The organism is Vibrio azureus (genome assembly GCF_002849855.1).
In the GTDB taxonomy this organism is placed as follows: Bacteria; Pseudomonadota; Gammaproteobacteria; order Enterobacterales; family Vibrionaceae; genus Vibrio; species Vibrio azureus.
The window spans coordinates 99565-122356 of sequence record NZ_CP018616.1 but is presented as its reverse complement, the minus strand read 5'-3'; the positions used below and the strand labels follow the sequence as shown (position 1 = coordinate 122356).

18 protein-coding genes and 5 tRNA genes are annotated in these 22792 nt (G+C 44.1%); 8 read left to right on the top strand and 15 right to left on the bottom strand.

Features of this window, described 5'->3' with window-relative positions:
- Positions 1-52: 52 nt before the first annotated feature.
- On the bottom strand, positions 53-580 hold the full coding sequence (ftnA, locus tag BS333_RS00600; protein WP_021710931.1) for a non-heme ferritin: 528 nt from the start codon (positions 578-580) through the stop codon (positions 53-55).
- A gap of 157 nt (positions 581-737) precedes the next feature.
- On the opposite strand from ftnA, the gene uspA reads away from it, so the two are divergent.
- Both uspA and BS333_RS00590 read left to right on the top strand, forming a co-directional pair.
- Positions 738-1163, top strand: a complete 426-nt coding sequence (gene uspA, locus BS333_RS00595) for a universal stress protein UspA (protein WP_021710930.1) — start codon at positions 738-740, stop codon at positions 1161-1163.
- Between the two features lie 70 nt (positions 1164-1233).
- On the top strand, positions 1234-2112 hold the full coding sequence (locus tag BS333_RS00590; protein ID WP_021710929.1) for a carboxylate/amino acid/amine transporter: 879 nt from the start codon (positions 1234-1236) through the stop codon (positions 2110-2112).
- Between the two features lie 142 nt (positions 2113-2254).
- Here the strand turns inward: BS333_RS00590 and BS333_RS00585 are convergent, their stop codons facing one another.
- A complete protein-coding gene (locus BS333_RS00585) occupies positions 2255-3052 on the bottom strand; it encodes a class I SAM-dependent methyltransferase (RefSeq protein WP_021710928.1) in 798 nt (265 codons plus the stop codon).
- Between the two features lie 182 nt (positions 3053-3234).
- On the opposite strand from BS333_RS00585, the gene asnC reads away from it, so the two are divergent.
- The gene (gene asnC / locus BS333_RS00580; protein WP_021710927.1) at positions 3235-3699 is read left to right on the top strand and encodes a transcriptional regulator AsnC; all 465 of its coding nucleotides are present in this window, start codon (positions 3235-3237) and stop codon (positions 3697-3699) included.
- Between the two features lie 98 nt (positions 3700-3797).
- Here asnC and prlC read toward each other — a convergent pair whose 3' ends face one another.
- Positions 3798-5840 carry an oligopeptidase A gene (prlC, locus tag BS333_RS00575; RefSeq protein ID WP_021710926.1) on the bottom strand — a complete coding sequence of 681 codons (2043 nt, stop codon included), beginning with the start codon at positions 5838-5840 and terminating at the stop codon, positions 3798-3800.
- 473 nt (positions 5841-6313) lie between these two features.
- On the opposite strand from prlC, the gene BS333_RS00570 reads away from it, so the two are divergent.
- Both BS333_RS00570 and gorA read left to right on the top strand, forming a co-directional pair.
- Positions 6314-7153 (top strand): 23S rRNA (adenine(2030)-N(6))-methyltransferase RlmJ, encoded by an 840-nt coding sequence (locus BS333_RS00570; RefSeq protein ID WP_033004228.1) that lies wholly within the window; start codon positions 6314-6316, stop codon positions 7151-7153.
- A gap of 297 nt (positions 7154-7450) precedes the next feature.
- A complete protein-coding gene (gorA, locus tag BS333_RS00565; protein WP_021710924.1) occupies positions 7451-8806 on the top strand; it encodes a glutathione-disulfide reductase in 1356 nt (451 codons plus the stop codon).
- Between the two features lie 117 nt (positions 8807-8923).
- On the opposite strand, the gene BS333_RS00560 is transcribed toward gorA, so the two are convergent.
- From BS333_RS00560 to BS333_RS00535, 6 genes are all read right to left on the bottom strand, one after another.
- A complete protein-coding gene (locus BS333_RS00560; RefSeq protein WP_021710923.1) occupies positions 8924-9535 on the bottom strand; it encodes a bifunctional 4-hydroxy-2-oxoglutarate aldolase/2-dehydro-3-deoxy-phosphogluconate aldolase in 612 nt (203 codons plus the stop codon).
- A gap of 40 nt (positions 9536-9575) precedes the next feature.
- Positions 9576-10490 (bottom strand): SPOR domain-containing protein, encoded by a 915-nt coding sequence (locus BS333_RS00555; RefSeq protein ID WP_021710922.1) that lies wholly within the window; start codon positions 10488-10490, stop codon positions 9576-9578.
- A gap of 171 nt (positions 10491-10661) precedes the next feature.
- The gene (locus tag BS333_RS00550; protein ID WP_021710921.1) at positions 10662-11618 is read right to left on the bottom strand and encodes an ABC transporter permease; all 957 of its coding nucleotides are present in this window, start codon (positions 11616-11618) and stop codon (positions 10662-10664) included.
- A 2-nt stretch (positions 11619-11620) separates the two neighbouring features.
- Positions 11621-12598, bottom strand: coding sequence for an ABC transporter permease (locus tag BS333_RS00545; RefSeq protein ID WP_033004227.1), 978 nt, complete (start codon positions 12596-12598; stop codon positions 11621-11623).
- Between the two features lie 127 nt (positions 12599-12725).
- Positions 12726-14282, bottom strand: coding sequence for an ABC transporter substrate-binding protein (locus tag BS333_RS00540; protein WP_021710919.1), 1557 nt, complete (start codon positions 14280-14282; stop codon positions 12726-12728).
- A 95-nt stretch (positions 14283-14377) separates the two neighbouring features.
- Positions 14378-16093, bottom strand: coding sequence for a dipeptide ABC transporter ATP-binding protein (locus BS333_RS00535; protein ID WP_021710918.1), 1716 nt, complete (start codon positions 16091-16093; stop codon positions 14378-14380).
- 680 nt (positions 16094-16773) lie between these two features.
- Between BS333_RS00535 and BS333_RS00530 the strand changes: the two genes are divergently transcribed.
- Positions 16774-17496 carry an HAD family hydrolase gene (locus tag BS333_RS00530; RefSeq protein WP_033004229.1) on the top strand — a complete coding sequence of 241 codons (723 nt, stop codon included), beginning with the start codon at positions 16774-16776 and terminating at the stop codon, positions 17494-17496.
- 307 nt (positions 17497-17803) lie between these two features.
- Here BS333_RS00530 and BS333_RS00525 read toward each other — a convergent pair.
- The 5 genes from BS333_RS00525 to BS333_RS00505 form a co-directional block, all read right to left on the bottom strand.
- Positions 17804-17880: transfer RNA gene (locus tag BS333_RS00525), tRNA-Pro, on the bottom strand.
- Between the two features lie 64 nt (positions 17881-17944).
- A tRNA-His gene (locus BS333_RS00520) sits at positions 17945-18020 on the bottom strand.
- 44 nt (positions 18021-18064) lie between these two features.
- Positions 18065-18141: transfer RNA gene (locus BS333_RS00515), tRNA-Pro, on the bottom strand.
- Positions 18142-18209: 68 nt separating this feature from the next.
- Positions 18210-18285, bottom strand: a tRNA-His gene (locus BS333_RS00510).
- Positions 18286-18317: 32 nt separating this feature from the next.
- Positions 18318-18394 (bottom strand) — tRNA-Arg (locus tag BS333_RS00505).
- A gap of 325 nt (positions 18395-18719) precedes the next feature.
- On the opposite strand from BS333_RS00505, the gene BS333_RS00500 reads away from it, so the two are divergent.
- Positions 18720-19133 (top strand): c-type cytochrome, encoded by a 414-nt coding sequence (locus BS333_RS00500; RefSeq protein WP_021710916.1) that lies wholly within the window; start codon positions 18720-18722, stop codon positions 19131-19133.
- Between the two features lie 120 nt (positions 19134-19253).
- On the opposite strand, the gene rep is transcribed toward BS333_RS00500, so the two are convergent.
- Positions 19254-21269, bottom strand: coding sequence for a DNA helicase Rep (gene rep / locus BS333_RS00495; RefSeq protein ID WP_021710915.1), 2016 nt, complete (start codon positions 21267-21269; stop codon positions 19254-19256).
- A 407-nt stretch (positions 21270-21676) separates the two neighbouring features.
- Here rep and BS333_RS00490 point away from each other — a divergent pair, with 407 nt between their 5' ends.
- Positions 21677-22786, top strand: a complete 1110-nt coding sequence (locus tag BS333_RS00490; protein WP_021710914.1) for an efflux RND transporter periplasmic adaptor subunit — start codon at positions 21677-21679, stop codon at positions 22784-22786.
- Positions 22787-22792: the final 6 nt, after the last annotated feature.

The following is a 22792-nucleotide window of genomic DNA, read 5'->3' as shown; positions in this document are numbered from 1 at the left end:
AAAAGACGACCGTTGCGACTTTTACCCGCTGCTTATTGCGCAGGGTACGCGTCTATGCAGCTGGAGCACCCATAATGGAAGATGAACCTTCTTTTGCCATTTGAGCTAGGTCTTTATCAATGAAGAACAAGGCTTTACCATCTTCACCAACCAGCTCTATCTTATCTAAAATACCTTTGAACAACTTCTCTTCTTCGTGCTGCTCAGCGACGTACCACTGAAGAAAGTTAAACGTTGAGTAGTCTTGGCTCGTAAAAGCACCATGAGCTAATTTATTGATTTGCTCTGTAATCATGCGCTCATGTTCGTAAGTTTCACGAAAAACATCACCAAGACTTGCAAAATCATGCTTCGGTGCTTTAATTGCACCTAGGATCGGTAATGCGCCAGTTTCACTTACGTAGGTAAAAAGGCGTTGCATGTGCTCCATCTCCTCTACGGCATGAGCACGTAAAAATTCAGCAGCACCTTCAAAACCTTTATCTTCACACCAAGCACTCATTTGTAAGTATAGATTGGATGAAAAAAATTCTAGGTTAATTTGCTCATTCAATTGTTCAACCATAGTCTGAGATAGCATGTTAACTCCTATTTATTTGCATGCGTTTAACGTCACTATAACACGATTAATTGACTAAGAGCTTGTACCGCGTTTGCTTTAGATGAGATCACTTCTGCAAAATTATCCGACACTTAGTGCTAATCTGAGGGAAGAAACCCAGTAAGGAGAACACGATATGAGTTACCGACATATACTTGTTGCTGTTGATTTATCTGATGAGAGTAAAATGCTCATAAAAAAAGCCGTTTTACTCGCGCAACCATTGAACGCTAAGGTGTCTTTTATCCACATTGATGTCAATTATGCAGAGCTCTACACTGGGCTTATCGACATCAATATGGCAGAAGCACAACATCAAGCCATCGAAGCTTCTCGAACCCAGCTTGCCAATTTCGAAGAGTACGCCGACTACCCGATTACACATACCTTGGTCGGCAGTGGTGATCTCAGTAATGAGTTATGCGATACCATTCAAGCCTATAATGTCGATCTGCTCGTTTGTGGCCACCACCAAGATTTTTGGAGTAAGATCCTATCTTCAACACGCCAATTGATTAACTGCTCTCCCATTGACATGCTGGTTGTACCTCTAAGAGACTAAGTAATCATTGGCGGAAAGATAAAACTTGGTTAGACTTTCTTCTCATTTATGCTTAAGAAGAACATAATCAATGAGTTATCTCTATTCAATGACCCTAGTATGGGCATTTTCCTTTAGCCTGATTGGTGTCTATCTTGCTGGTCAGGTTGATGCTTGGTTCTCAGTTTTAATGCGTGTCGCGCTGGCCAGCTTGGTGTTTCTGCCCTTCATGAAATTCCGCGGCGTCAGTCGCTCACTGATTGCGAAGCTTATGTTAGTTGGCGGCTTTCAGCTGGGGTTAATGTACTGCTTTTATTATCAATCCTTTACCCTGCTCTCGGTACCAGAGGTGTTACTGTTTACGGTCTTTACACCACTATACGTCACACTTATTTATGATTTTTTAAAACGACGCTTCTCTCCGCTCTACCTTATCACTGCTGCCATTGCAGTCTCAGGAGCGGCATGGATTAAATTTGCGGGTATCAATGAAAACTTTTTATTGGGTTTTTTGGTCGTTCAGGCAGCGAATCTGTGCTTTGCGATAGGTCAAGTTGGCTACAAATACATTTTAGAAACCGAGGCGATTGATTTACCACAACACAGCGTATTCGGTTATTTCTTTTTGGGAGCCTTATGTGTTGCTACGCTTGCTTTTGCTCTGATGGGGAACCCAGATAAACTGCCAACGACCTTCACACAATGGGGTATTTTGGTTTACCTTGGTATCGTCGCATCAGGAGTTGGATTCTTTATCTGGAATAAAGGGGCAACGATGGTCAACGCGGGCGCTCTAGCCGTCATGAATAACGCGTTAATCCCTGCCGGCTTGATCGTTAATATCGTTATTTGGAATCGAGATGTCGACATCCAACGCCTGGCAATCGGTGGGTTGATTATTCTTGTCTCACTTTGGGTCAACGAAACATGGGTAAAGCCTCACGTCGAAAAGCAATTCAATCAGCAATAAACTCATCTTGATGTTAATTGTTGTTATCTAAAGCAAGCCGTTAGATCTCATTTTCATCTCTTCAAAACAAGCAGAGCACGATAATTTCGTGCTCTGCTTGGTGTGGTAACTCTCGACCTATCCACAATCTTTATCAACAATATTACGCTGTGTGAGTCGACTCGCCCATTGCGGCTTTCACATACACATCAAAACGATTCTTCTTGGTTTCAATCGCCATGCTAGGCTTTTGCTCATTGAGCCAGTTGGCGTAATCGGGGCGTTTAACAACCACTCGCTTACTGGCTAAGGCTAAAGCCGGAGCCAATAAATCATCAGCGTCTAGATCAGCCCCAACTAAGGACTGGAAAACGCGCATCTCTTTTTTGACTAACGCCGACTTTTTTTTGTTTTCTGGATGAGGATACATAGGATCAAGATACACAACATCCGGCTGCACAAAGTCCTTATCTTGCGCCAGCTTCTGTAAGGCATCATGACTTGATGCATGCACAAGCTTCATTCGTTCACTGACCCAAGTACCAATCTCGGGATCTTGTTTAGCGCGTGCTAAACCGTCATCAAGCAAAGCAGCGACTACAGGGTGACGCTCCACCATCTGCACATTGCAACCCAAAGAAGCCAATACAAACGCATCCCTACCTAGTCCCGCAGTACCATCTAATACCGTCGGTATCACACCCTTATTCAGGCCTGCCGCTTTGGCGATGGCTTGCCCTTTTCCACCACCAAACTTGCGTCGATGTCCCACCGCACCACCAATCAAATCAACAAAAATAGCCCCTAGCTTTGGTTCATCCACTTTACGCAGTTCCAAGCGTTCTGAGGTAAGTACTAAAGCAAAATCGCTGTCATCAGAATGAGTAAGCTGCCAGCGTGCAGCAAGTTCATCCAGATGAGACTGTTGAGAAAGGTCTTCACAAATCAATTGCAGTTGCAAAAGAGGACTCCAATATGGTCGATATATCTGGCGCTGAGTGTATACCTAAAGCACCCTGAGATGCCAGTCGCCATCGTCCGACTAGTTAGCAAGGTAAGCGGTTATCGCGTTTGAACCCTGTACGCAAACCTGAGGATATGTATAAAATACACCTAACCTCTCAAACAAAATAAGCACCTTATATGAATACCACTCAGCCTAAAATCGATGATCTCGACCGTGCGATCCTTAAGACCTTAATGGCAGATGCCCGTAAGCCTTATGCAGAAATGGCCAAGCAATTTGAAGTCAGTCCTGCCACGATTCACGTACGTATAGAGAAAATGAAAGCAGCGGGTATCATTGAAAGGACAGAAGTGATCATCAACACCAAAAAACTTGGCTACGATGTTTGCTGTTTTATTGGCATCAACTTAAATGCCGCACGCGATTATCACTCTGCATTGGAAAAGTTGAACGCACTGGATGAAGTGGTGGAGGCTTACTATACCACTGGGGCATATAACATCTTCGTTAAACTGATGTGTAAGTCGATTGAAGAGTTGCAATTTGTCCTGATCGATAAGCTGCAAGCCATCGATGAGGTGCAATCAACAGAAACGCTCATTTCGCTACAAAACCCGATCAATCGCAACGTAAACCCGTAATTTCAGCACATTAATCAGTTAAATAAACAAAAGGTTAATCAGTTAAATAAAAGGCAGCCTATTCGCTGCCCTTTGAACCTATTAAACCGTTGACTCTATTATGCCGCAATCCCAGAGTGACGCAATAAGGCATCAATTTCTGGCTCACGACCACGGAAGCGCTTAAACAAGGCCATTGGCTCCTCACTGCCCCCCATTTCTAGGATGTGGTTAAGGAAGCTTTGTCCTGTTTCAGGGTTAAAGATCCCCTCTTCCTCAAAACGCGAGAACGCATCCGAAGACAGCACTTCTGCCCAAAGATAGCTGTAGTAGCCGGCACTGTAGCCACCAGCAAAGATATGACCAAAGCTGTGTGAGAATCGCGCCCACTCAACCGCAGGCACTACCGCGACTTTTTCTTTCACGCTGGCTAATGTTTCCAGCACCTGAGCGCCCAGTTCTGGGTCGTAGTCAGTATGCAAGGTGAAATCAAACAAACCAAACTCAAGTTGGCGCAAAATACCCATCGCAGATTGGAAGTTTTTCGCAGCTAACATCTTATCAAGCATGGCTTTCGGTAAAGGTTCACCCGTTTCGTAGTGACCGGAGATAAACGCCAATGCGCCCTCTTCCCAACACCAGTTTTCTAGGAATTGACTTGGTAGTTCGACCGCATCCCAAGGCACACCATTAATACCGGAAACGGCACCCGTATCGACTTGTGTCAACATGTGATGAATACCATGACCAAACTCGTGGAACAAAGTCACGACTTCATCATGTGTGAACAGCGCAGGTTTGTCGCCCACTGGACGATTAAAATTACATGTGAGGTATGCCACTGGCGTTTGTAGTTCGCCAGATAAGGTGACGCGTCGACCACGACAATCATCCATCCAAGCTCCGCCGCGTTTATGTTCACGAGCGTAGAGATCTAAATAGAAGCTACCACGCAACGTGCTCTGGCCATCAAAGATGTCAAAGAAGCGTACTGAGTCGTGCCAAGTGTCCACTCCTTCGCGCTCGGTGACCGTCATACCAAACACACGATGTAAGACCTCAAACAAACCGCTGATCGCTTTGGACTCTGGGAAATAAGGACGTAACTCTTCATCAGAGATCTGGAACAAATGCTGCTTCTGTTTCTCACTGTAGTAAGCAATATCCCACACGTTCAGTTCACTCACACCGAACTCACTCTCAGCAAACTGGCGTAATGCTTCGATTTCACGTTCACCTTGCGGTTTGGCCTTAGTCGCCAAGTCGTTAAGGAAACCAAGCACTTGTGCAGGGCTTTCAGCCATTTTAGTCGATAGTGATTTTTCACTGTAAGTATTGAAACCCAGCAGACGCGCAATTTCATGGCGTAACTTCAACTGCTCAGCAATGATTTCAGTGTTGTCCCACTTACCAGCATTTGGTCCACGATCTGAAGCACGAGTGACGTACGCTTGATACACCTCTTGACGCAGTGCTTGGTTGTCGCAATAAGTCATCACTGGCAAATAAGAAGGGATATCTAAAGTAATCAAATAACCTTCTAGCTCTTTGGCTTCTGCGGCAGCCTTTGCTGCGGCTAAAGCCGACTCTGGCATTCCAGCTAACTCTTGTGCATCAGTAATATGTTTCGTCCAACCCATTGTGGCATCTAACACATTATTGGAGAACGTTGAGCTCAGCTCTGACATGCGCTTACTGATTTCACCATAACGGTGCTGCTCATCCGATGGCAAACCAATACCTGATAACTCAAAGTCACGCAAAGAATCCGTAATGGTTTTTTGTTGCGCTTGGGTCAACGTGGCAAACGCCTCACTGGCTTTGATCGATTTATACGCTTCATACAAACCTTTGTGCTGCCCAACCCAAGTGCTGTATTCAGAAAGAATAGGCAGACAGCTCTCATACGCCTCGCGTAAAGCTTCACTGTTGACCACCGAGTTCATATGACTGATTGGCGACCAAACTCGGCTTAAGCGATCGTCGGTTTGTTCGATAGGAGCAACCACATTCGCCCAAGTGGGCATGGCGTTGTCTTGCAATACTTCATCGATCTTCGCTCGGCAATCCGCAATCACTTGCTCCATTGCTGGCTTAATATGCTCAGGTTTAATGTGTGAAAATGGAGGTAAATCCGTAAACGTAAGAAGTGGATTAGACATGAAACATTCCTTTTTTGTTTTGGCTCTGTATGTCGGCCTAAAATAGGCGAACCCAATCAACAGGCAAGCCAACAACATGAATGGGGGATTTCCGTTTCCTTTCTCGATGCTGCGATGGCTTTGTGACCACTAGCGCTTACTCTGTCCTTGAGTCTCGTTTCTCCTCAACCAAGCCACACTGAAGCGACCATTTGATTGAGCTAAAAATAATAACGATGGAAATAATAACTAATAATACACCCAAGTAACTTCAAGATGCTTGAGAGATAAGGTCACTCGCTGAACACAGTATCTTGAGGTTACTTGAGTATAAATAGGGATGATTGAACACAATTTCAATAGTAAAACTGTGACTTCTAACAGAATCCTAGTTAGGTCCTGCAACTGAAGCGCAGTTGAGTATATAATGCTCGGAGTTATTGTATCTAAAACCCCAGACCACACTCAGTAAAAGAGTGTTTCGAGAGTTTAATTTGTTAAGTTATCGTCACAGCTTCCACGCTGGTAACCATGCCGACGTGGTCAAACATATCGTTCAAAGCCTAATCCTTGATGCACTTAAGCAAAAGGATAAGCCATTTGTCTATCACGATACCCACTCAGGTGTGGGCCGCTACGATCTGACTCATGAATGGTCTGAAAAAACAGGCGAGTACAAACAAGGTATCGCTCGGATTTGGGATAGCCAAGATCTTCCTGCCGACCTAACCAGTTACATTGAGTCGATCAAAACCTTAAATAACGGTGAAAAACTGCGTTATTATCCAGGTTCTCCTCGTGTCGCAAGAGCACAAATCCGTTCTCAAGACCGCATGGTACTGACCGAATTGCACCCAGCCGATCACCCACTTTTAGAACAAGAGTTCGAGCGTGATCGCCAAGTCAATATTTATAAAGAAGACGGATTTAAACGCCTTAAAGCCAGCTTGCCACCTCAAGAACGTCGTGGATTGGTATTAATCGACCCACCTTACGAGCTAGCAAAAGAATATCGCGACGTCGTTCAAGCGATCTATCAAAGCCACAAACGCTGGGCAACAGGCATCTACGCAATTTGGTATCCGGTGGTCAATCGCTGTGATATTGAAGACATGATTGAAGGATTAGAAGCGCTTGGCATTCGTAAGATCCTACAAATCGAGCTGGGCGTCTCAGCGGATACCAACGAGCGAGGCATGACCGCTTCAGGTATGATTGTCATCAATCCACCGTGGAAGTTGGAAAGCCAAATGAAAGAGATTCTTCCTTTTCTCCAACAAGCCATCGCGCCAGCGACAGGGCACTGGAAAGTAGATTGGATCGTTCCCGAGTAAACCCATTCTCATACCTTCCACAACAAAAGCGCAGCCAATCAACAGGCTGCGCTTTTTTATTCATTCGTGTGCCAATCAGAGAGCTTGTTTTTATCCACCGAATACGTTTGCCTCTTTGCTGACCCTTTTCTCATCGCTATTTGTCATAACCAAGGTCACTTTTTCTCATTACAGAAATTGTTAGACTCGCTTTATCATAGAGGAAAAGTAACAAATCATTCGGGGTATATTGAGTTCATTCCCTCTCACCCCAATGTAATTGTTATCAGAACGATTAATAAGCTTTTGGAGAAAGTAATGGCGACTCATTTTGACTATATCTGTATCGGTGGTGGCAGTGGTGGCATCGCATCAGCAAACCGTGCAGCAATGTACGGTGCTCAAGTAGCAATCATTGAGGCTCAAGACCTTGGTGGTACCTGTGTGAATGTCGGTTGTGTGCCTAAGAAAGTCATGTGGCACGGTGCACAAGTCGCTGAAGCAATGAACCTCTACGCGGAAGATTACGGATTTGATGTGGATGTAAAAGGCTTTGACTGGAGCAAAATGGTTGAGAGCCGCCAAGCCTATATTGGTCGCATCCACCAGTCTTACGATCGCGTTCTAGGCAACAATAACGTCCATGTAATCAAAGGATTCGCTAAGTTTGTTGATGAGAAAACCGTTGAAGTAAACGGTGAACACTACACCGCCGATCACATTCTGATCGCCGTAGGTGGCCGTCCAACCATTCCAAACATTCCTGGTGCTGAATACGGTATCGACTCAAATGGCTTCTTCGAGCTGACAGAACAACCAAAACGTGTTGCTGTGATTGGCGCAGGTTACATCGCGGTTGAAATCGCTGGCGTACTGCATGCACTTGGCACAGAAACGCATCTATTCGTTCGTAAAGAATCACCTCTACGTAGCTTCGATCCAATGATCGTAGAAACACTCGTCGAAGTCATGGCCGCTGAAGGACCCACTCTGCATACCCACTCGGTACCAAAAGAAGTCGTGAAAGAAGCCGATGGCAGCCTAACTCTGCATTTAGAAAACGGTGAAAGCCAAAACGTTGATACGCTCATTTGGGCGATCGGCCGTCACCCAACAACAGACGCGATTAACCTAGCATCAACAGGCGTTGCAACGAATGAGCAGGGCTACATTAAGGTCGACGAATACCAAGCAACGAATGTTCCTGGTATCTACTGTGTCGGTGACATTATGGAAGGCGGTATCGAGCTAACTCCAGTAGCAGTTAAAGCGGGTCGTCAACTTTCTGAGCGTTTGTTCAACAATAAACCAAACGCGAAAATGGATTACGATCTAGTCCCTACTGTGGTATTTAGCCACCCACCAATCGGTACGATCGGCTTAACCACACAAGAAGCAGAACAAAAGTACGGCAAAGATAACATCAAAGTCTACACCTCTGGCTTTACTGCCATGTACACAGCTGTGACAAAACACCGTCAACCATGCAAGATGAAACTGGTATGTGCAGGCGAAGAAGAAACCGTCGTTGGCCTACACGGCATCGGCTTCACCGTTGATGAAATGATTCAAGGTTTCGGCGTAGCAATGAAGATGGGTGCAACCAAAGCGGACTTCGATTCGGTTGTGGCTATCCACCCAACAGGCTCTGAAGAGTTTGTTACGATGCGTTAATCACGCTAATTGCGTTAGTGATATTGCGAACGTAAACAAATAAAAAGGGGCCATCAACAACATTGATGGCCCCTTTTTTCTCATTTTAATAGCATTTCACTGCTTTTCGAGTCACTTTTACTTAATTTCTTCAACCAGCTCTGCAATACCTTGCCAATCGCCATTGTCGATCATTGCGGTTGGTACCATCCACGAGCCACCACAAGCGACAACCGACTTAAGGGCTAAATAATCTTGAACATTGGATGGGCTGATTCCCCCTGTAGGCATGAACTCGACCGGATAAACAGCACTCAAGGCTTTGAGCATATTTAAGCCACCTGAAGGTTCAGCAGGGAAAAACTTTAGCGTGCGTAACCCCATCTCCATTGCTTGCTCAACCAAGCTTGGATTATTCACACCCGGTATAATGCGCATATTACGCTGCTGACAGTATCTTACTGTCGTTGGGTTGAGTCCCGGACTCACAATGAAATCGGCTCCGGACTCTATCGCCATGTCGACTTGTTCCGTAGTGAGCACTGTGCCAGCACCGATTAATAGATCAGGATACGCTTCACGCATAAGGCGAATCGATTCAGCCGCCGCCTCAGTGCGGAATGTAATTTCTGCACAAGGTAATCCGTTGTCCACCAGCACTTTTGCCAATGGTAAAGCATGTTCGATATGGTTAATGGCGATAACGGGAACGACTTTGATTGCCCTTAATCGTTGTTCAAGTGTTGTCATGGTGCACCTCAAGTGATTCAAAACGAGACGATTTTTATCGCTATTTTACACACATAACATTCAACAATGATGTGCCGCTTAACTGATTTGGCGCACGATCAGTAAATAAACCTTTCTTATTTTTACCCCAGTAAGGTAATTGCAACGGCCAGTTATCTTTTTCCATCAAACCAGAGTTACGTAGCGTTTTAAACTCGGAAGGGCTCGCTAGGTGCATCCCCAACTGCTGACACACTTGTTTAGAGCTTGCATAACTGAGTCGATTCCATGCCTTGCCATGTTCCATATAGAATTGATTATGATTCTCCGCCACATAAGGCACAGCAAAGCGCTTACCTTTCAGAATGGTTTGTAAACGGACCTGCACACTTTTAGTATCAGCGATGGCTGGCGCTTGAGTAGATTGACTCACAGCAGCGGCAGGCTTAGATTTAGGCTGAATTTGTGGCACTGCTTTTGTGCTTTTTGCTGGCGATGATAAGTCCGCACTGTTTTTTTTCAGTGGGGCACTCTTTTTTGCAATCGCGCGTAAAAATGCATCTTTATAAACGGCAAGCGTTTGCACACTCTGCAATTCATTCGACGCTTGGGCAAAATCGGTATATGGGCCAATCAAACAACGATAGCCTTTATCTTCCGGTTTCATCCACACATCTGTCGTGATCTTGTTATAAATGGTCTGAGCTTTGGCCACCGACATCGGCTTATCTAAGATGCCACATTGGATCCAAAAATAGTCTTTGTCTTTTGGCGGCACTTTTTTTCCCCATACGCCGTGACCGATTGGGCAAGATGCCTCCAGCACCGGCAGTTCGTTGTGGCTAGCCTGAGATGCTTGGCATAAAAACTCATTTGCCATTACCCCACCAGAAAACTGGACGAACACTGCCAGTAACCAAAGATTTAGGCCAACTGGGACACAACGAGGATAATTAGATGCCATTTTCATTTTCATTCGCTTAACTCTAAAATGTCGGTGATGCTGATATGTCGACCAGCATCAAAAAAACATAGACCATAATTGATAAGCAAAAAAAGAGCCGGAAATTCATCCAGCTCGATATTTAATTATAAATATTTTAATAGGCTCACTTACATTAAGTTAGAAAATTAATCCAAGCCACTGTTAGCCTTTGTAAATTTTGGGATTAAAGACATCTCGCAACCAATCACCTAACAAGTTAATCACCAAGACTAACGTGACTAGCACAATGCCAGGGAAAGCGGTAATCCACCAAGCTCCAGAGAAAATATAGTTAAAACCGATGCTGATCAAAGCGCCAAGCGACGGCTGATCGACAGGTAAGCCTAGCCCTAGGAAGGATAATGCCGCTTCTGACATAATCGCATTAGCAATCTGAACCGTTGAGATGACTAATATCGGAGACAAACAGTTAGGCAAAATATGACGAAACATAATGCGCGGCGCTTTAAACCCCATCACCCTTGCAGCTTCAACATACTCTTTATTCTTTTCCGCTAGGACTGAAGCTCGAATCGTCCGTGCATATTGCGGCCATTCAGCCACACCAATGATCACCACTAACATCACTACCGCATATTGACTGTAAAAGTCGCTACCAAAGCTGGCTTTGAAGATCGCTGAGACGATAATAGCAACCATCATGGTAGAGAAAGAGAGCTGAACATCAGCAAAGCGCATTAAGAAGCTATCGACACGTCCGCCAAAATAGCCCGCCGACAAACCAATAATGATGCCGAGAATAAGCTGCAAACCCACGGCCAAAAAGCCGATAGTTAATGACAAACGCGAGCCGTATAAAATGGTTGATAAGATGTCGCGTCCCTGTTCATCAGTACCTAAAACAAAACGCTCGTCACCTTCTTCCATCCAAGATGGCGGTAGTTCAGAGTCCATGATGTCGATAGTGGTAAGGTCATAAGGGTCGGTAGGCGCTAAAATAGGCGCAGTAAACGCAAGCACGACACATACCAGAAAGACACTAAAGCTAACCATAGCCACTTTATCGCGCTTAAAATAGTACAGAAAGTCAGAATTTTTAAAACGTTGCCAAGTTGACTGTATAGCAGTAGGAGCTGCTGTTGTATTTGCTTGACCCATAGTTACGCTCCTTTTCCAGTTAAATTGACGGTTGGATTGATCAAACCATATAGCAAATCAACAATAGTATTCGTGACAACAAAAATCAGACCAACAAAGATAACGTAAGCTGTGATCAGTGGTGTATCTACTCGATTGATCGCTTCAAGGAAAAGAGAGCCTGTGCCCGGCCATTGAAAGACCGTTTCGGTTAGAATGGTGTAGGCCACCATGGTACCAATTTGAACGCCACCCACAGTTAGCACTGGTAGCATAGTATTTTTAAGTGCATGTTGATAATAAATTTTATTTAGACTCAATCCTTTTGCTTTGGCAAATTTAATATATTCTGAGCTTAGCACTTCCAACATCTCTGAACGAACCAACCGTATGAAGAGCGGCAACATAATAGAAGCTAATGCAATACACGGTAAAATCAGATGCTTCAATCCATCAATGGTAAAAAAGCCCGATTCCCACCCCAACACATTAGCCGTTTCTCCTCGCCCATATGATGGCAGCCAGCCAAGCTCAATTGAAAAAACATACATCAGCATAATAGCGGTTAAAAAGACGGGAATAGAAATACCTATACTGCTCATTGCCATAACAAACTTGGTCAACAAGCTTTTGGGGTGAATGGCGGAATAAACCCCCAAAGGAATGGATAAGATGATAATAATCAACGTCGCACCAAAAACGAGCTCGAGCGTTGCAACCAACTTATCCAAAATAACCTCTACAGCAGGTCGCTTGAAGAAATATGAAGTGCCTAAATCACCATGTAAGGCGTTTTCTACAAAACGCGTATACTTAGCAATAAAGGGATCATTTAAGCCCAATTCATCACGCAATGCTTGACGTTCAGTTTCTGAAACCGACTGACCGACAAGTTCACGTAGCGGATCTCCGAGGTTATCCTGAATGGCAAACGCCACCAAACTGATCACAAACATCACTATCAGTGCCTGAAAAAGGCGCTTGACCAGAAACGAAAACATTCCTTGCCCCTTAACTGTCCATAGTTCTTGATTTAAACAGGAAGCCCGGCTGAAAACTCCGTTCAACCAAACTTAATCTACTGCGACTAAGAAGAGGAGCGGCCTCCTCTTCTCGTAATGATGAAAATTACTCAACCACCACTAAATCACCAAAGTAAGGCATGACCATTGGGTTAACAATATCAGCCGCTTTAACGTTAGATTTGGCACCCCACGCCTCACTTTGCCAATGTAACGGTACAAAAGCGGCATCGTTATATAATGTTGCTTCGACACTTTTTAGCATTTCAGCACGCTTCACCGCATCTGTTTCAACGTTCGCCGCTTCAACAATTTTATCCATGGCAGGGTTTGAGTAGTGGCCGCAGTTATACTGTCCACGTCCCGTTTCTTCATTACGAGTCATGGTGAGGAATTCACTAAAGTTTGCCGAGTCTTCGGTGTCCGCATGCCAGCCGATAAGCAACATATCTGCAGCACATTTGTCGAATTCCGGCCAATATTGTGCTTTCGGCATGGTTTTCAGATCAACTTTGATGCCAATTTTTGACAACATCGCCGCAGCCGCTTGAGCAACTTTTGCATCATTCACATAACGGTTATTTGGTGCCATCATCGTTAAAGTAAAGCCTTTTTCGTACCCGGCTTCTTTCATTAACTGTTTGGCTTTTTTGAGATCGTAGCGAGGCACCAATTTATCATCATGACCAACATAGCCGGCCGGACTCATTTGACCTGCAGCAGTAGCAAAGCCCTTCATGATTTTCTTAACGATACCTTGATTGTTGATCGCATGCACTATCGCTTGGCGGACACGAACATCCTTGAGGGCTTCATTACTGTTTTGATTCATTTGGAACATGATGATACGTGTTCCAGGTAGCGTAACCAAATCAATGCCTTCTGCTTGCTTCACACGTTTATGATCATTCGGTGCAACAGGATGAATCATATCAACCCCACCAGAAAGCAGTGCTGCCACTCGTGTTGCATCTTCTTTAATGGGAACCAAAGTCAGCTTATCTACATTTCCTTTCGACTCTTTATCCCAGTAGTCTTTAAAACGTTCAAATTCGACTTTCACTCCCTGCTCACGAGAAGTAACGATAAAAGGTCCCGTTCCAGATACGTTAGTCGAAGCAAAAGAGTTGCCATGTTTCACCAACTCAGCTTTATCTTTGCCTTCTTTGGTCTTACCTGAGTAAAACTTGCTGTCCATCGGAAAAATGTACGTGGCGGTTTGTAGTTCAAGTGGGTAAGGGCCTGTCGTCACTAAGTCAAAAGTATGATCGTCAATTTTTACAATCTTCTCATACGGTTCAAAAATCGCTTTAAAATCTGGAGAGTTTTGTAGCCGCTCAAATGTCCAAACAACATCATCAGCAGTCAACGTATTACCAGAATGAAACTTGACGCCTTGACGCAGTTTAAAACGGAATGTTTTATCGTCAATTCGCTGCCAACTTTCTGCTAGACGAGGCTCAAAATCCATATTTTGGGTAAAACGTACAAGGGGATCAAAGACCATGTGGGACATTTGCAGCGTACCACCGGATAATTGCTCATGTGGGTCTAGTGAAACCGGATCAGCAGCGTAACCAACTTTGATGTCAGCTGCCATTACATTAACACTGAACCCAGCGGCTATTAACGCAGCTGCGATTTTACTTTTCATGGTTTTCATTTGCATAACTCCTTCATGCAGGGGATCCAGCCCCTTGTTATTTCAAGCGGTCTTTGTCATGACTGACAAATAAAACAGTCAAATACAAACAAGGCTTACACTTTCTCTAATGTCTCCCTTAAGCCAGTAAACTCAGGCATTAGAGAAATCAGTTTTTTACTGTATTCATGTTGAGGATCGGTGAAAAGCTGCTCAGTCGGCGCAACTTCCAGTAAGGTGCCCATTTGCATGACACCGACTCGGTCACACATCTGGCGAATCACAGGCAGATCATGACTAATAAACAACATGGTGAGATTGAGTTCACTTTGTAAATCTTTCAGTAAGTTCAGAATCTGAGCTTGTACAGAAACATCCAAGGCTGAGGTTGGTTCGTCGCAAATCAGCAGCCGAGGGCGAGTCGCCAAAGCGCGTGCAATAGAGATACGCTGACGTTGCCCTCCGGAAAACTCATGAGGATATTTTACTCCAGCCATTTTTCCTAAACCTACGTGTTCCAACAGATCATTGACAATCTGGCATGTTTCTATTTCGTTTCTCGTCAGCTTATGAAAACGAATAGGCTCCGCGATGATGTCAAAAATTTTCATTCTTGGGTTCATTGATGTGTACGGATTTTGGAAAACCATTTGCATCTGGCGACGCAATGGTCGGCGGGCTTTTTCCGATTTTAATGCCGTAAGGTCGATGCCTTCAAAGCTCACTTGACCTGAATTGGGCTGATATAAACCGGCAATAACACGTGCAACTGTCGATTTACCTGAGCCAGATTCACCAACGAGCCCAAACGTCTCCCCTTCATTCACCTCAAAGCTCACATTGTTTGAGGCTTGTACATATTCACGACGACTTTCAAACAAAGAATCTTTGGTCACAAATCGCAGATTCACGTTCTTTACGTCCAGAAGAGGACCGGTGTAATCGCGTTGATCTTGACTTTGACCCAACCAGTGATTCTTTATGTCCAATTGTTCGAGCTCCGTAGCCTGCTCGATATAACTGACTAATGGGAAGCGATCGAGTTTCACATCTGAGCGAGGCACCGCAGAAATCAGACTGCGAGTGTAAGGATGATCAGGATCACCTAATACTTTCTTCGTAGGGCCAAACTCGACCAACTCTCCACGATACATCACTGCAACGCGATCGGTAACATTTGCAACCACGCCCATATCATGAGTGACCAACATACAACCCACGTTGTTTTTGATACACAATTCACGAATAAGATTAAGGATTTGGTCTTGGATTGAAACATCAAGTGCCGTCGTTGGCTCATCGGCAATAATCAGTTCAGGCTCACCAGCTAATGCTATTGCGATCACGACTCGCTGACGCATACCTCCAGAAAACTGATGCGGGTATTGTTTCAAACGATTCTCAGGTTGTGGGATCCCCACCTGTTGCATTAGCGAAAGTGCGCGCTCATAAGCTTCATCATCAGAGACATCCATGTTGGCATGAATGGTTTCTTTGAGTTGTTGCTCCACCGTAAAAAGTGGGTTCAGAGATGTCATAGGGTCTTGAAAGATAAACCCAATTTTAGAACCACGCACTTGGCGCATTGCTGATGCTGATAGTCTAGATATTTTCTCGCCATCCAAAAACACCTCACCACTGGCAATGTGGCCTGGCGGGCTAAGAAGATCAATAACAGCATTACCAACGGTAGATTTACCAGCTCCAGACTCGCCAACTACCCCTACGATTTCCCCTCGTTCAATATGAAACGAGAGTGATTTCACGGCAACATGAATGCCATGGCGGGATGGGTATTCAATTCGAAGATTTTGCACTTCCAATAGTGACATTTCGACCTCTACTACCTTGTCGGTGGCCTCTTCTCAGAACAATTACGCTCTAAGACCACCAGAATGAATCCGTTCAAACTCAGAATAATACTCTGAAATCTTAATGTGCTGACAATTTAACAAATACTTCAAGCAAAAGCAAGAAATAAACCAGATAAACTGATTTTTATTCCATTTAAAGCATTAAAAATGAATATAAATTCATATTCCCATATTTAACCACTCACATACACACCATGCTTTATGCTGATTTTTTTGCAAAAAAAGTGCTAAACTCTACTCGATCAGCTAAGAAAACCGCTTTAGAGTACCTATTTTTAATCTAATTAAATAAAAAATATTAATTCAATATTCTATATATATCGCTTTAAAGAGATAAATAAACAAGATAAATTTTAAATTTTTAGCATTAGACACTGAAATAGAGCACAAAGAGTAAACGTGAGGAACTTAGCAAAGAATTATTTAGTCGATGAACCTTGGTATTTATTCACTCTAAAAACACCCTAAAGCTAGCATCTGTCAGCGATATTTCATTTACTTCTATACTCAAGTAGTCTCAAGAAGCATGATTCAGAGTTTTTTTGAGATTACTTGGATATAAATATATGAAGCTGTCATTTTGCTGACAATGAGAGATAATCGAAGGATAAGAACAAAATGTGAGTGGAGAAGTTAAAGTGCTAAAAGCCATTTTTTTTGATATGGATGAAACCCTGTGTGGTACTGCGCAAGCCGATAAGATTGCTGGGCAAGAACTGGCAAACTGGATCAAACAAAGTCACCCAAGTATCAATGATCCGCAGGCTTTTGTGGTGCGCTACTTACAAGGTGTATATAAAAAGCTTAATCACGAATTTCCTCAACTGGCCTCTTTGCTCCCCGATGAGAACGCCTTCCGCTGTGGTCTCATTCAAACGATTTTGGCTGAGCAAAACATTCATATTAATGCCGAGCAAGCTGAACAAACTCAACAGTTTTTCAATACTGCACGCATGAATGCCTTTGATTTCTTCCCAGGAGTCAAAGATATGCTGAAAAAACTTCGTGCTGACTACACACTAGTGGTGATCACCAACGGGCCTATATTTTCCCAGCACCCTAAGCTTAAGGCTGTCGAGATGCAAGATTGGGTTGACCATATTATTGTTGGTGGTGAAGAGCCCGAAGAAAAACCTGCAGCCAGTATTTTTCAAAAAGCATTAAGGTTAGCCAATGTCACAGCCGAAGAAGCTATCCATGTCGGGGACTCATTGCCAGCAGATATTGCCGGAGCAAATCAGATGGGCATTGTCAGTGTATGGATAAATGCATCAGGTGAAAAAAATGCCACAGAGATCGTCCCAAACTTTGAGGTGCGAAAAACCACGCAGTTAAGCCAATTACTCACCTCAATTGTTTAAGCGTTAAGCGGAAGTAATTCAACCTGAGCAGCTTAATAGGCTTTAGGATCATGGGTAACCAAAAGCCTATTAAGCTGTACCTTGAGCGAGTTTTACTCACAACTGATTAACGATAAGCCCTAATTTGACGCTGGCAACTCTAGAAAGCAATAAAACCTCGATATTACTATCGAGGCTTTAAAGTAACAGCCGGTGCAAGGAATGTAGTACGTTAGAACACGATGTGGCGCGTTAGAACACATTGTGAGCATATTACTAAATTTTAAATGTAAAAAAGCCCCAGTCTTTCGACTGAGGCTCTCAATAGTGGTCGGTGAAGAGGGATTCGAACCCCCGACCCTCTGGTCCCAAACCAGATGCGCTACCAAGCTGCGCTATTCACCGAACTGTATTCGCTGATTCTCTGAAATCAGACTGGATACTTCAACTAAGAAGTCACCTTAATTAATGGGGTGGCTAACGAGACTCGAACTCGCGACAACCGGAATCACAATCCAGGGCTCTACCAACTGAGCTATAGCCACCATCAATTTTAGTGTTTACCGCCTTTTGGCCATAAACGTAATAGTGGTCGGTGAAGAGGGATTCGAACCCCCGACCCTCTGGTCCCAAACCAGATGCGCTACCAAGCTGCGCTATTCACCGACATAAGTTTTATCTTTCTTACAAAGATAGGAAGTGTCTACTCCCTCTATCATTCACAAAGGAATGAATGGGGTGGCTAACGAGACTCGAACTCGCGACAACCGGAATCACAATCCAGGGCTCTACCAACTGAGCTATAGCCACCATTAATTTTTACCGATATGTTCCTCCGGGAATGGCACGCCCGAAAGGATTCGAACCTTCGACCTTTGGCTCCGGAGGCCAACGCTCTATCCAGCTGAGCTACGGGCGCATACCCTATCGGCGGAGTGGAATAATACGGATATCACACTATGCCGTCTAGTACTTTTTTTACTTTTTTTATCGTTTGGTCTCTTTTTCGACAGTTATTCGTCTTTAAAGAGAGGTTTTGGTGTGATTCACGCCCTGTCATGAATAAGTTGTTGTTTATTGCAGCAACTTAACGGGATACAATTATTGGATGTTTTGTGTTGATTGACACTTCCATTTATCAGCGAACAAGTCAACTTAACGCAAACTTTTCTCAAGGTTCTAATCATATAATAAGTACACAGCAGATAAGCCATCCGCTTATCTCAGGAATGTGAAGTGGGTATATGGATATGTCACGAAAAATGATCAGCGTTTTGTTCGCTGCCTTAGCTTTTTCTAGTTCAGCATTGGCTGCAAAAATCAGCCAAGATGAATACGATGCGATTGCCGAGCGCATCAAACCCGTCGGTGATGTTTATCTGGCTGGTGCTCTTCCTGTAGTAGAAACACCTTCAGGGCCTAGGGATGGGGCGTCGGTTTATAGTACGTATTGTGTTGCTTGTCACTCAACAGGTGTCAGTGGCGCACCTAAGACTGGCGATGCCGCAGATTGGGCACCACGGATTGCTCAAGGAAAAGACGTGCTCACCAATCATGCTATCCAAGGCTTTAACGCTATGCCTGCTAAAGGAACCTGCATGGACTGTTCAGACGATGAAATTATTGCCGCGATTGATCACATGATCGAAGGGCTTTAATAGTTAACGCCTAAGATAATCAACACCTAATAACTGGACAAGCTTCGATTTAGAAAACACCAAGAAGCTTGTCCGAATACAAGCGCGCTAGCGAGGCAAAAGTAAACGTTGCATTGTCGTTTACTTTTTAAACATCGCTTTCAAATTAGCAATGTGTGCTTGCCCTTTGGCCATACGCTCTTCTTGGGAAACTGGCTTTTTGTTAATTTCCCATTCCACATCATCAAACGGCAGTTCATCAAGAAATCGGCTTTGTGTTGGCTTAAGTAATTCGCCAAATTGTCGTCGCTCTTTACACATAGTAAAAGTCAGCTCGCGTTGAGCTCGCGTAATCCCCACGTACATTAAGCGCCGCTCTTCTTCGACATTATCCTCATCGATACTGGTTTGGTGAGGTAAGATCCCCTCTTCCGAGCCAATCAGATACACGTAAGGAAATTCTAACCCCTTTGAGGCATGCAAAGTCATTAACTGAACCGCGTCGCTGTCTTCATCTTCTTCTCCACGTTCCATAATGTCACGCAGAGTCAAACGTTGAACCACTTCTTTCAGCGACTTTTCTTCTTGGTCGTAATTATCACCTTCAAGGTCGGCCACAATCCATGAATATAAATCTGATACATTTTTCATTCGCATTTCAGCGGCTTTTGGGCTGGCAGACGTTTCGTATAACCAATCTTCATAATGAATATCACGAACCAATGACCGAACCGCTTCAACGGTATCGCCACGTTCTGCTTGATCAGCAATCGCGACTAGCCACTGAGTGAAACGACGCAAGCTCTCAAGACCACGTCCTGATAAATGCTGTTCCAAGCCCATTTCAAAGCTGGCGGCAAACAAGCTTTTACCGCGCATATTGGCATAACTCCCCAACTTCTCTAACGTCACTGGCCCTATTTCCCGACGTGGGGTATTCACAATACGTAAAAAAGCATTGTCATCGTCTGGGTTCACCAACACACGCAAGTAGGCCATAATGTCTTTAATTTCAGCACGAGCAAAAAATGAGGTTCCTCCCGAAAGCTTGTACGGCACTCGGTTTTGCATCAAAGATTTTTCAATTAGACGCGATTGATGATTCCCTCGATACAAAATTGCGTAATCTTTATAGTCGGTTCGGTTGAGAAATTTATGAGCGATCAACTCTCCCGTCACTCGCTCAGCTTCGTGCTCTTCGTTCTTTGCCAATAGCACTTTAAGTTTTTCACCATCGGGGATTTCCGAAAAAAGTGACTTTTCGTAAACGTGTGGGTTATTGGCAATCAAAATATTGGCTGCACGCAAAATACGACTGGTCGAGCGATAATTTTGCTCCAGTTTTATCAAGCGTAGATTAGGGTAATCTTCGCCTAACAAAACTAAGTTCTGTGGCTTAGCTCCACGCCATGAGTAAATAGATTGATCATCGTCACCAACGACAGTTAAACGCCCTCTCTCACCCACGATCAGTTTAACCAAGTCGTATTGGCTCGTATTGGTATCTTGATATTCATCCACCAGCAAATAACGGATCCGATTCTGCCATCGTTGACGAACTTCTTGGTTAGTACGTAAAAGTTGTACTGGCAGTGAAATGAGATCATCAAAGTCGAGAGCGTTGTACGCTTTCATCTGTTTCTGATACATCTCAAAACAAAACGCAAAAAGTTGCTGCTGTTCACCTTGAGCGACTGCTTTTACTTGCTCTGGAGTCAACATGTCATTTTTCCAGTTGGAAATACAGCTCAGCAACTGCCGTAATAAATCCTTATCCCCGTCCAGCTGCTGCTCCGTTAATTCCTTGAGCAAGGCCAACTGATCTTGATCATCAAATAATGAGAACCCAGCTTTCAGTCCAAGCTGCTTATATTCTCTTTTGATGATATTCAAGCCAAGTGTATGAAAAGTAGACACCATCAAGCCTTTGGATTCGGCTTTACCCAGAGTTTGACCTACACGCTCTTTCATTTCACGTGCGGCTTTATTGGTAAAGGTAACCGCAGCAATATTCCGTGCCTTGTAACCACATTGCTGAACCAAATAAGCAATTTTATTGGTGATCACTCGAGTCTTGCCCGAGCCTGCGCCAGCAAGGACCAAACACGGTCCTGAGACGTACTTCACGGCTTCATCTTGTCGAGGGTTCAGCTTCATAAAAATTCTCTGCGGATCAAAGTTGGGGCGCCTATGATAAAGGTGCGTTCGCATGAAATCTACGCTTAGGTTTAACTTGTGCAATCTAATAGCACAGCGTACGATATACAGCGAATGTAGATGACGACTACCTGTTCACTCAGCAAGGACGCACCATGTCACCTTATATTTGGCATTCTGTAGAGTCATCAATGACATGTTGGCTCAATATTGGACACACACCTCCCTTACACAATAGCAGTAAGTGCGTAAGCGTGGTTAAAAGTCAGCGTCACATTTATTGAGAAAACATACTTTAGCACTTTACTCTTTGGCAACGTAATAAAGAGAATCAAAAGCGCTAAAGAATACCCTTGAAAATAGTTGGTTTCCCCATCATTCAACACTAACTTGGAGTTCTTAAAAGAATGAAAAAGTGGACTTTCTTTATGTTGCTTATCGCCACCTTGCTGTTTGGCAGTGTGATAGGCTTTAACATCTTCAAAAAAATGAAAACTGAGGAGTTTCTTGCTAGTCGACCTGAGCCTGAATTTCCTATTACTGTCACCACCGCAAGCAGCGAAGATTGGACTCCCTTCATTGATGTAATTGGCTTTATTGAACCAAATCAAGGGGTTACTTTAGCAAGCGAGAACAGCGGCACTATCACTAGCATTCAATTTGAGTCGGGCGACAAAGTCGAGAAAGATCAAACCTTGGTTGAACTTGATTCAGAAGTGCAAAAAGCCAACCTTGATAGCGCACTTGCTGCCCTCCCTGCCTCTGAAGGCAAGTACAAACGCTATCGTGGCCTGATTAAAACAGGAGCGATCTCTAAAGAAGCCTTCGACGAAGCTCAAGCAAATTACTTGTCGCAAAAAGCCAATATTGAAAGCTTACGAGCTCAAGTTGAGTTACGCCAAATTAAAGCGCCTTTTGCTGGTAAAGTCGGCCTGCGTAATGTCTTTTTAGGTCAGTTCCTTCAATCTGGCTCGAATGTTGTCCGCCTAGAAGACACCAGTGTCATGCGCTTTCGTTTTACAGTTCCACAAACAGATCTGTCAAAATTAAAACTCGGACAATCCTTACAAATCAATGTAGATGCTTATCCAGAAGTGAAGTTTGATGGCAACATCACCGCTATTGAGCCTGCGGTTAATTACCAAAGTGGCTTAGTGCAAGTTCAGGCCAGCATTCCAAATAGTGATGGCCGCCTACGTAGTGGTATGTTTGCTCGCGCTAAAGTCATTTTACCCGTACTGAAAAATCAAATTGTCTTACCACAGACGGCGGTCAGTTATGCGTTATACGGCAACACCGTTTACGTCGTTAACAAAGATGAAAATGACGATTTACGTGTTAAACAAGTCGTTATTACAACCGGTGAGCGCACAGGTGACAAAGTACACGTACTTGATGGCATTAAAGATGGTGAGAAAATAGTCACCTCTGGCCAAGTCCGTCTCAGTAATGATGTCAAAGTCAAAGAAGTGCAAAACGACGCTTTAGATACACCAGCGACGACACCGAAACTGTAATTGGAG

Coding starts and splice junctions, on each gene's coding strand:
- BS333_RS00555 (WP_021710922.1), bottom strand. CDS start 10,490: ATGAAAATGAAAATGGCATCTAATTATCCTCGTTGTGTCCCAGTTGGC.
- BS333_RS00545 (WP_033004227.1), bottom strand. CDS start 12,598: ATGTTTTCGTTTCTGGTCAAGCGCCTTTTTCAGGCACTGATAGTGATG.
- ftnA (WP_021710931.1), bottom strand. CDS start 580: ATGCTATCTCAGACTATGGTTGAACAATTGAATGAGCAAATTAACCTA.
- BS333_RS00535 (WP_021710918.1), bottom strand. CDS start 16,093: ATGTCACTATTGGAAGTGCAAAATCTTCGAATTGAATACCCATCCCGC.
- asnC (WP_021710927.1), top strand. CDS start 3,235: ATGAATACCACTCAGCCTAAAATCGATGATCTCGACCGTGCGATCCTT.
- uspA (WP_021710930.1), top strand. CDS start 738: ATGAGTTACCGACATATACTTGTTGCTGTTGATTTATCTGATGAGAGT.
- BS333_RS00590 (WP_021710929.1), top strand. CDS start 1,234: ATGAGTTATCTCTATTCAATGACCCTAGTATGGGCATTTTCCTTTAGC.
- gorA (WP_021710924.1), top strand. CDS start 7,451: ATGGCGACTCATTTTGACTATATCTGTATCGGTGGTGGCAGTGGTGGC.
- rep (WP_021710915.1), bottom strand. CDS start 21,269: ATGAAGCTGAACCCTCGACAAGATGAAGCCGTGAAGTACGTCTCAGGA.
- BS333_RS00560 (WP_021710923.1), bottom strand. CDS start 9,535: ATGACAACACTTGAACAACGATTAAGGGCAATCAAAGTCGTTCCCGTT.
- BS333_RS00490 (WP_021710914.1), top strand. CDS start 21,677: ATGAAAAAGTGGACTTTCTTTATGTTGCTTATCGCCACCTTGCTGTTT.
- prlC (WP_021710926.1), bottom strand. CDS start 5,840: ATGTCTAATCCACTTCTTACGTTTACGGATTTACCTCCATTTTCACAC.
- BS333_RS00550 (WP_021710921.1), bottom strand. CDS start 11,618: ATGGGTCAAGCAAATACAACAGCAGCTCCTACTGCTATACAGTCAACT.
- BS333_RS00500 (WP_021710916.1), top strand. CDS start 18,720: ATGGATATGTCACGAAAAATGATCAGCGTTTTGTTCGCTGCCTTAGCT.
- BS333_RS00540 (WP_021710919.1), bottom strand. CDS start 14,282: ATGAAAACCATGAAAAGTAAAATCGCAGCTGCGTTAATAGCCGCTGGG.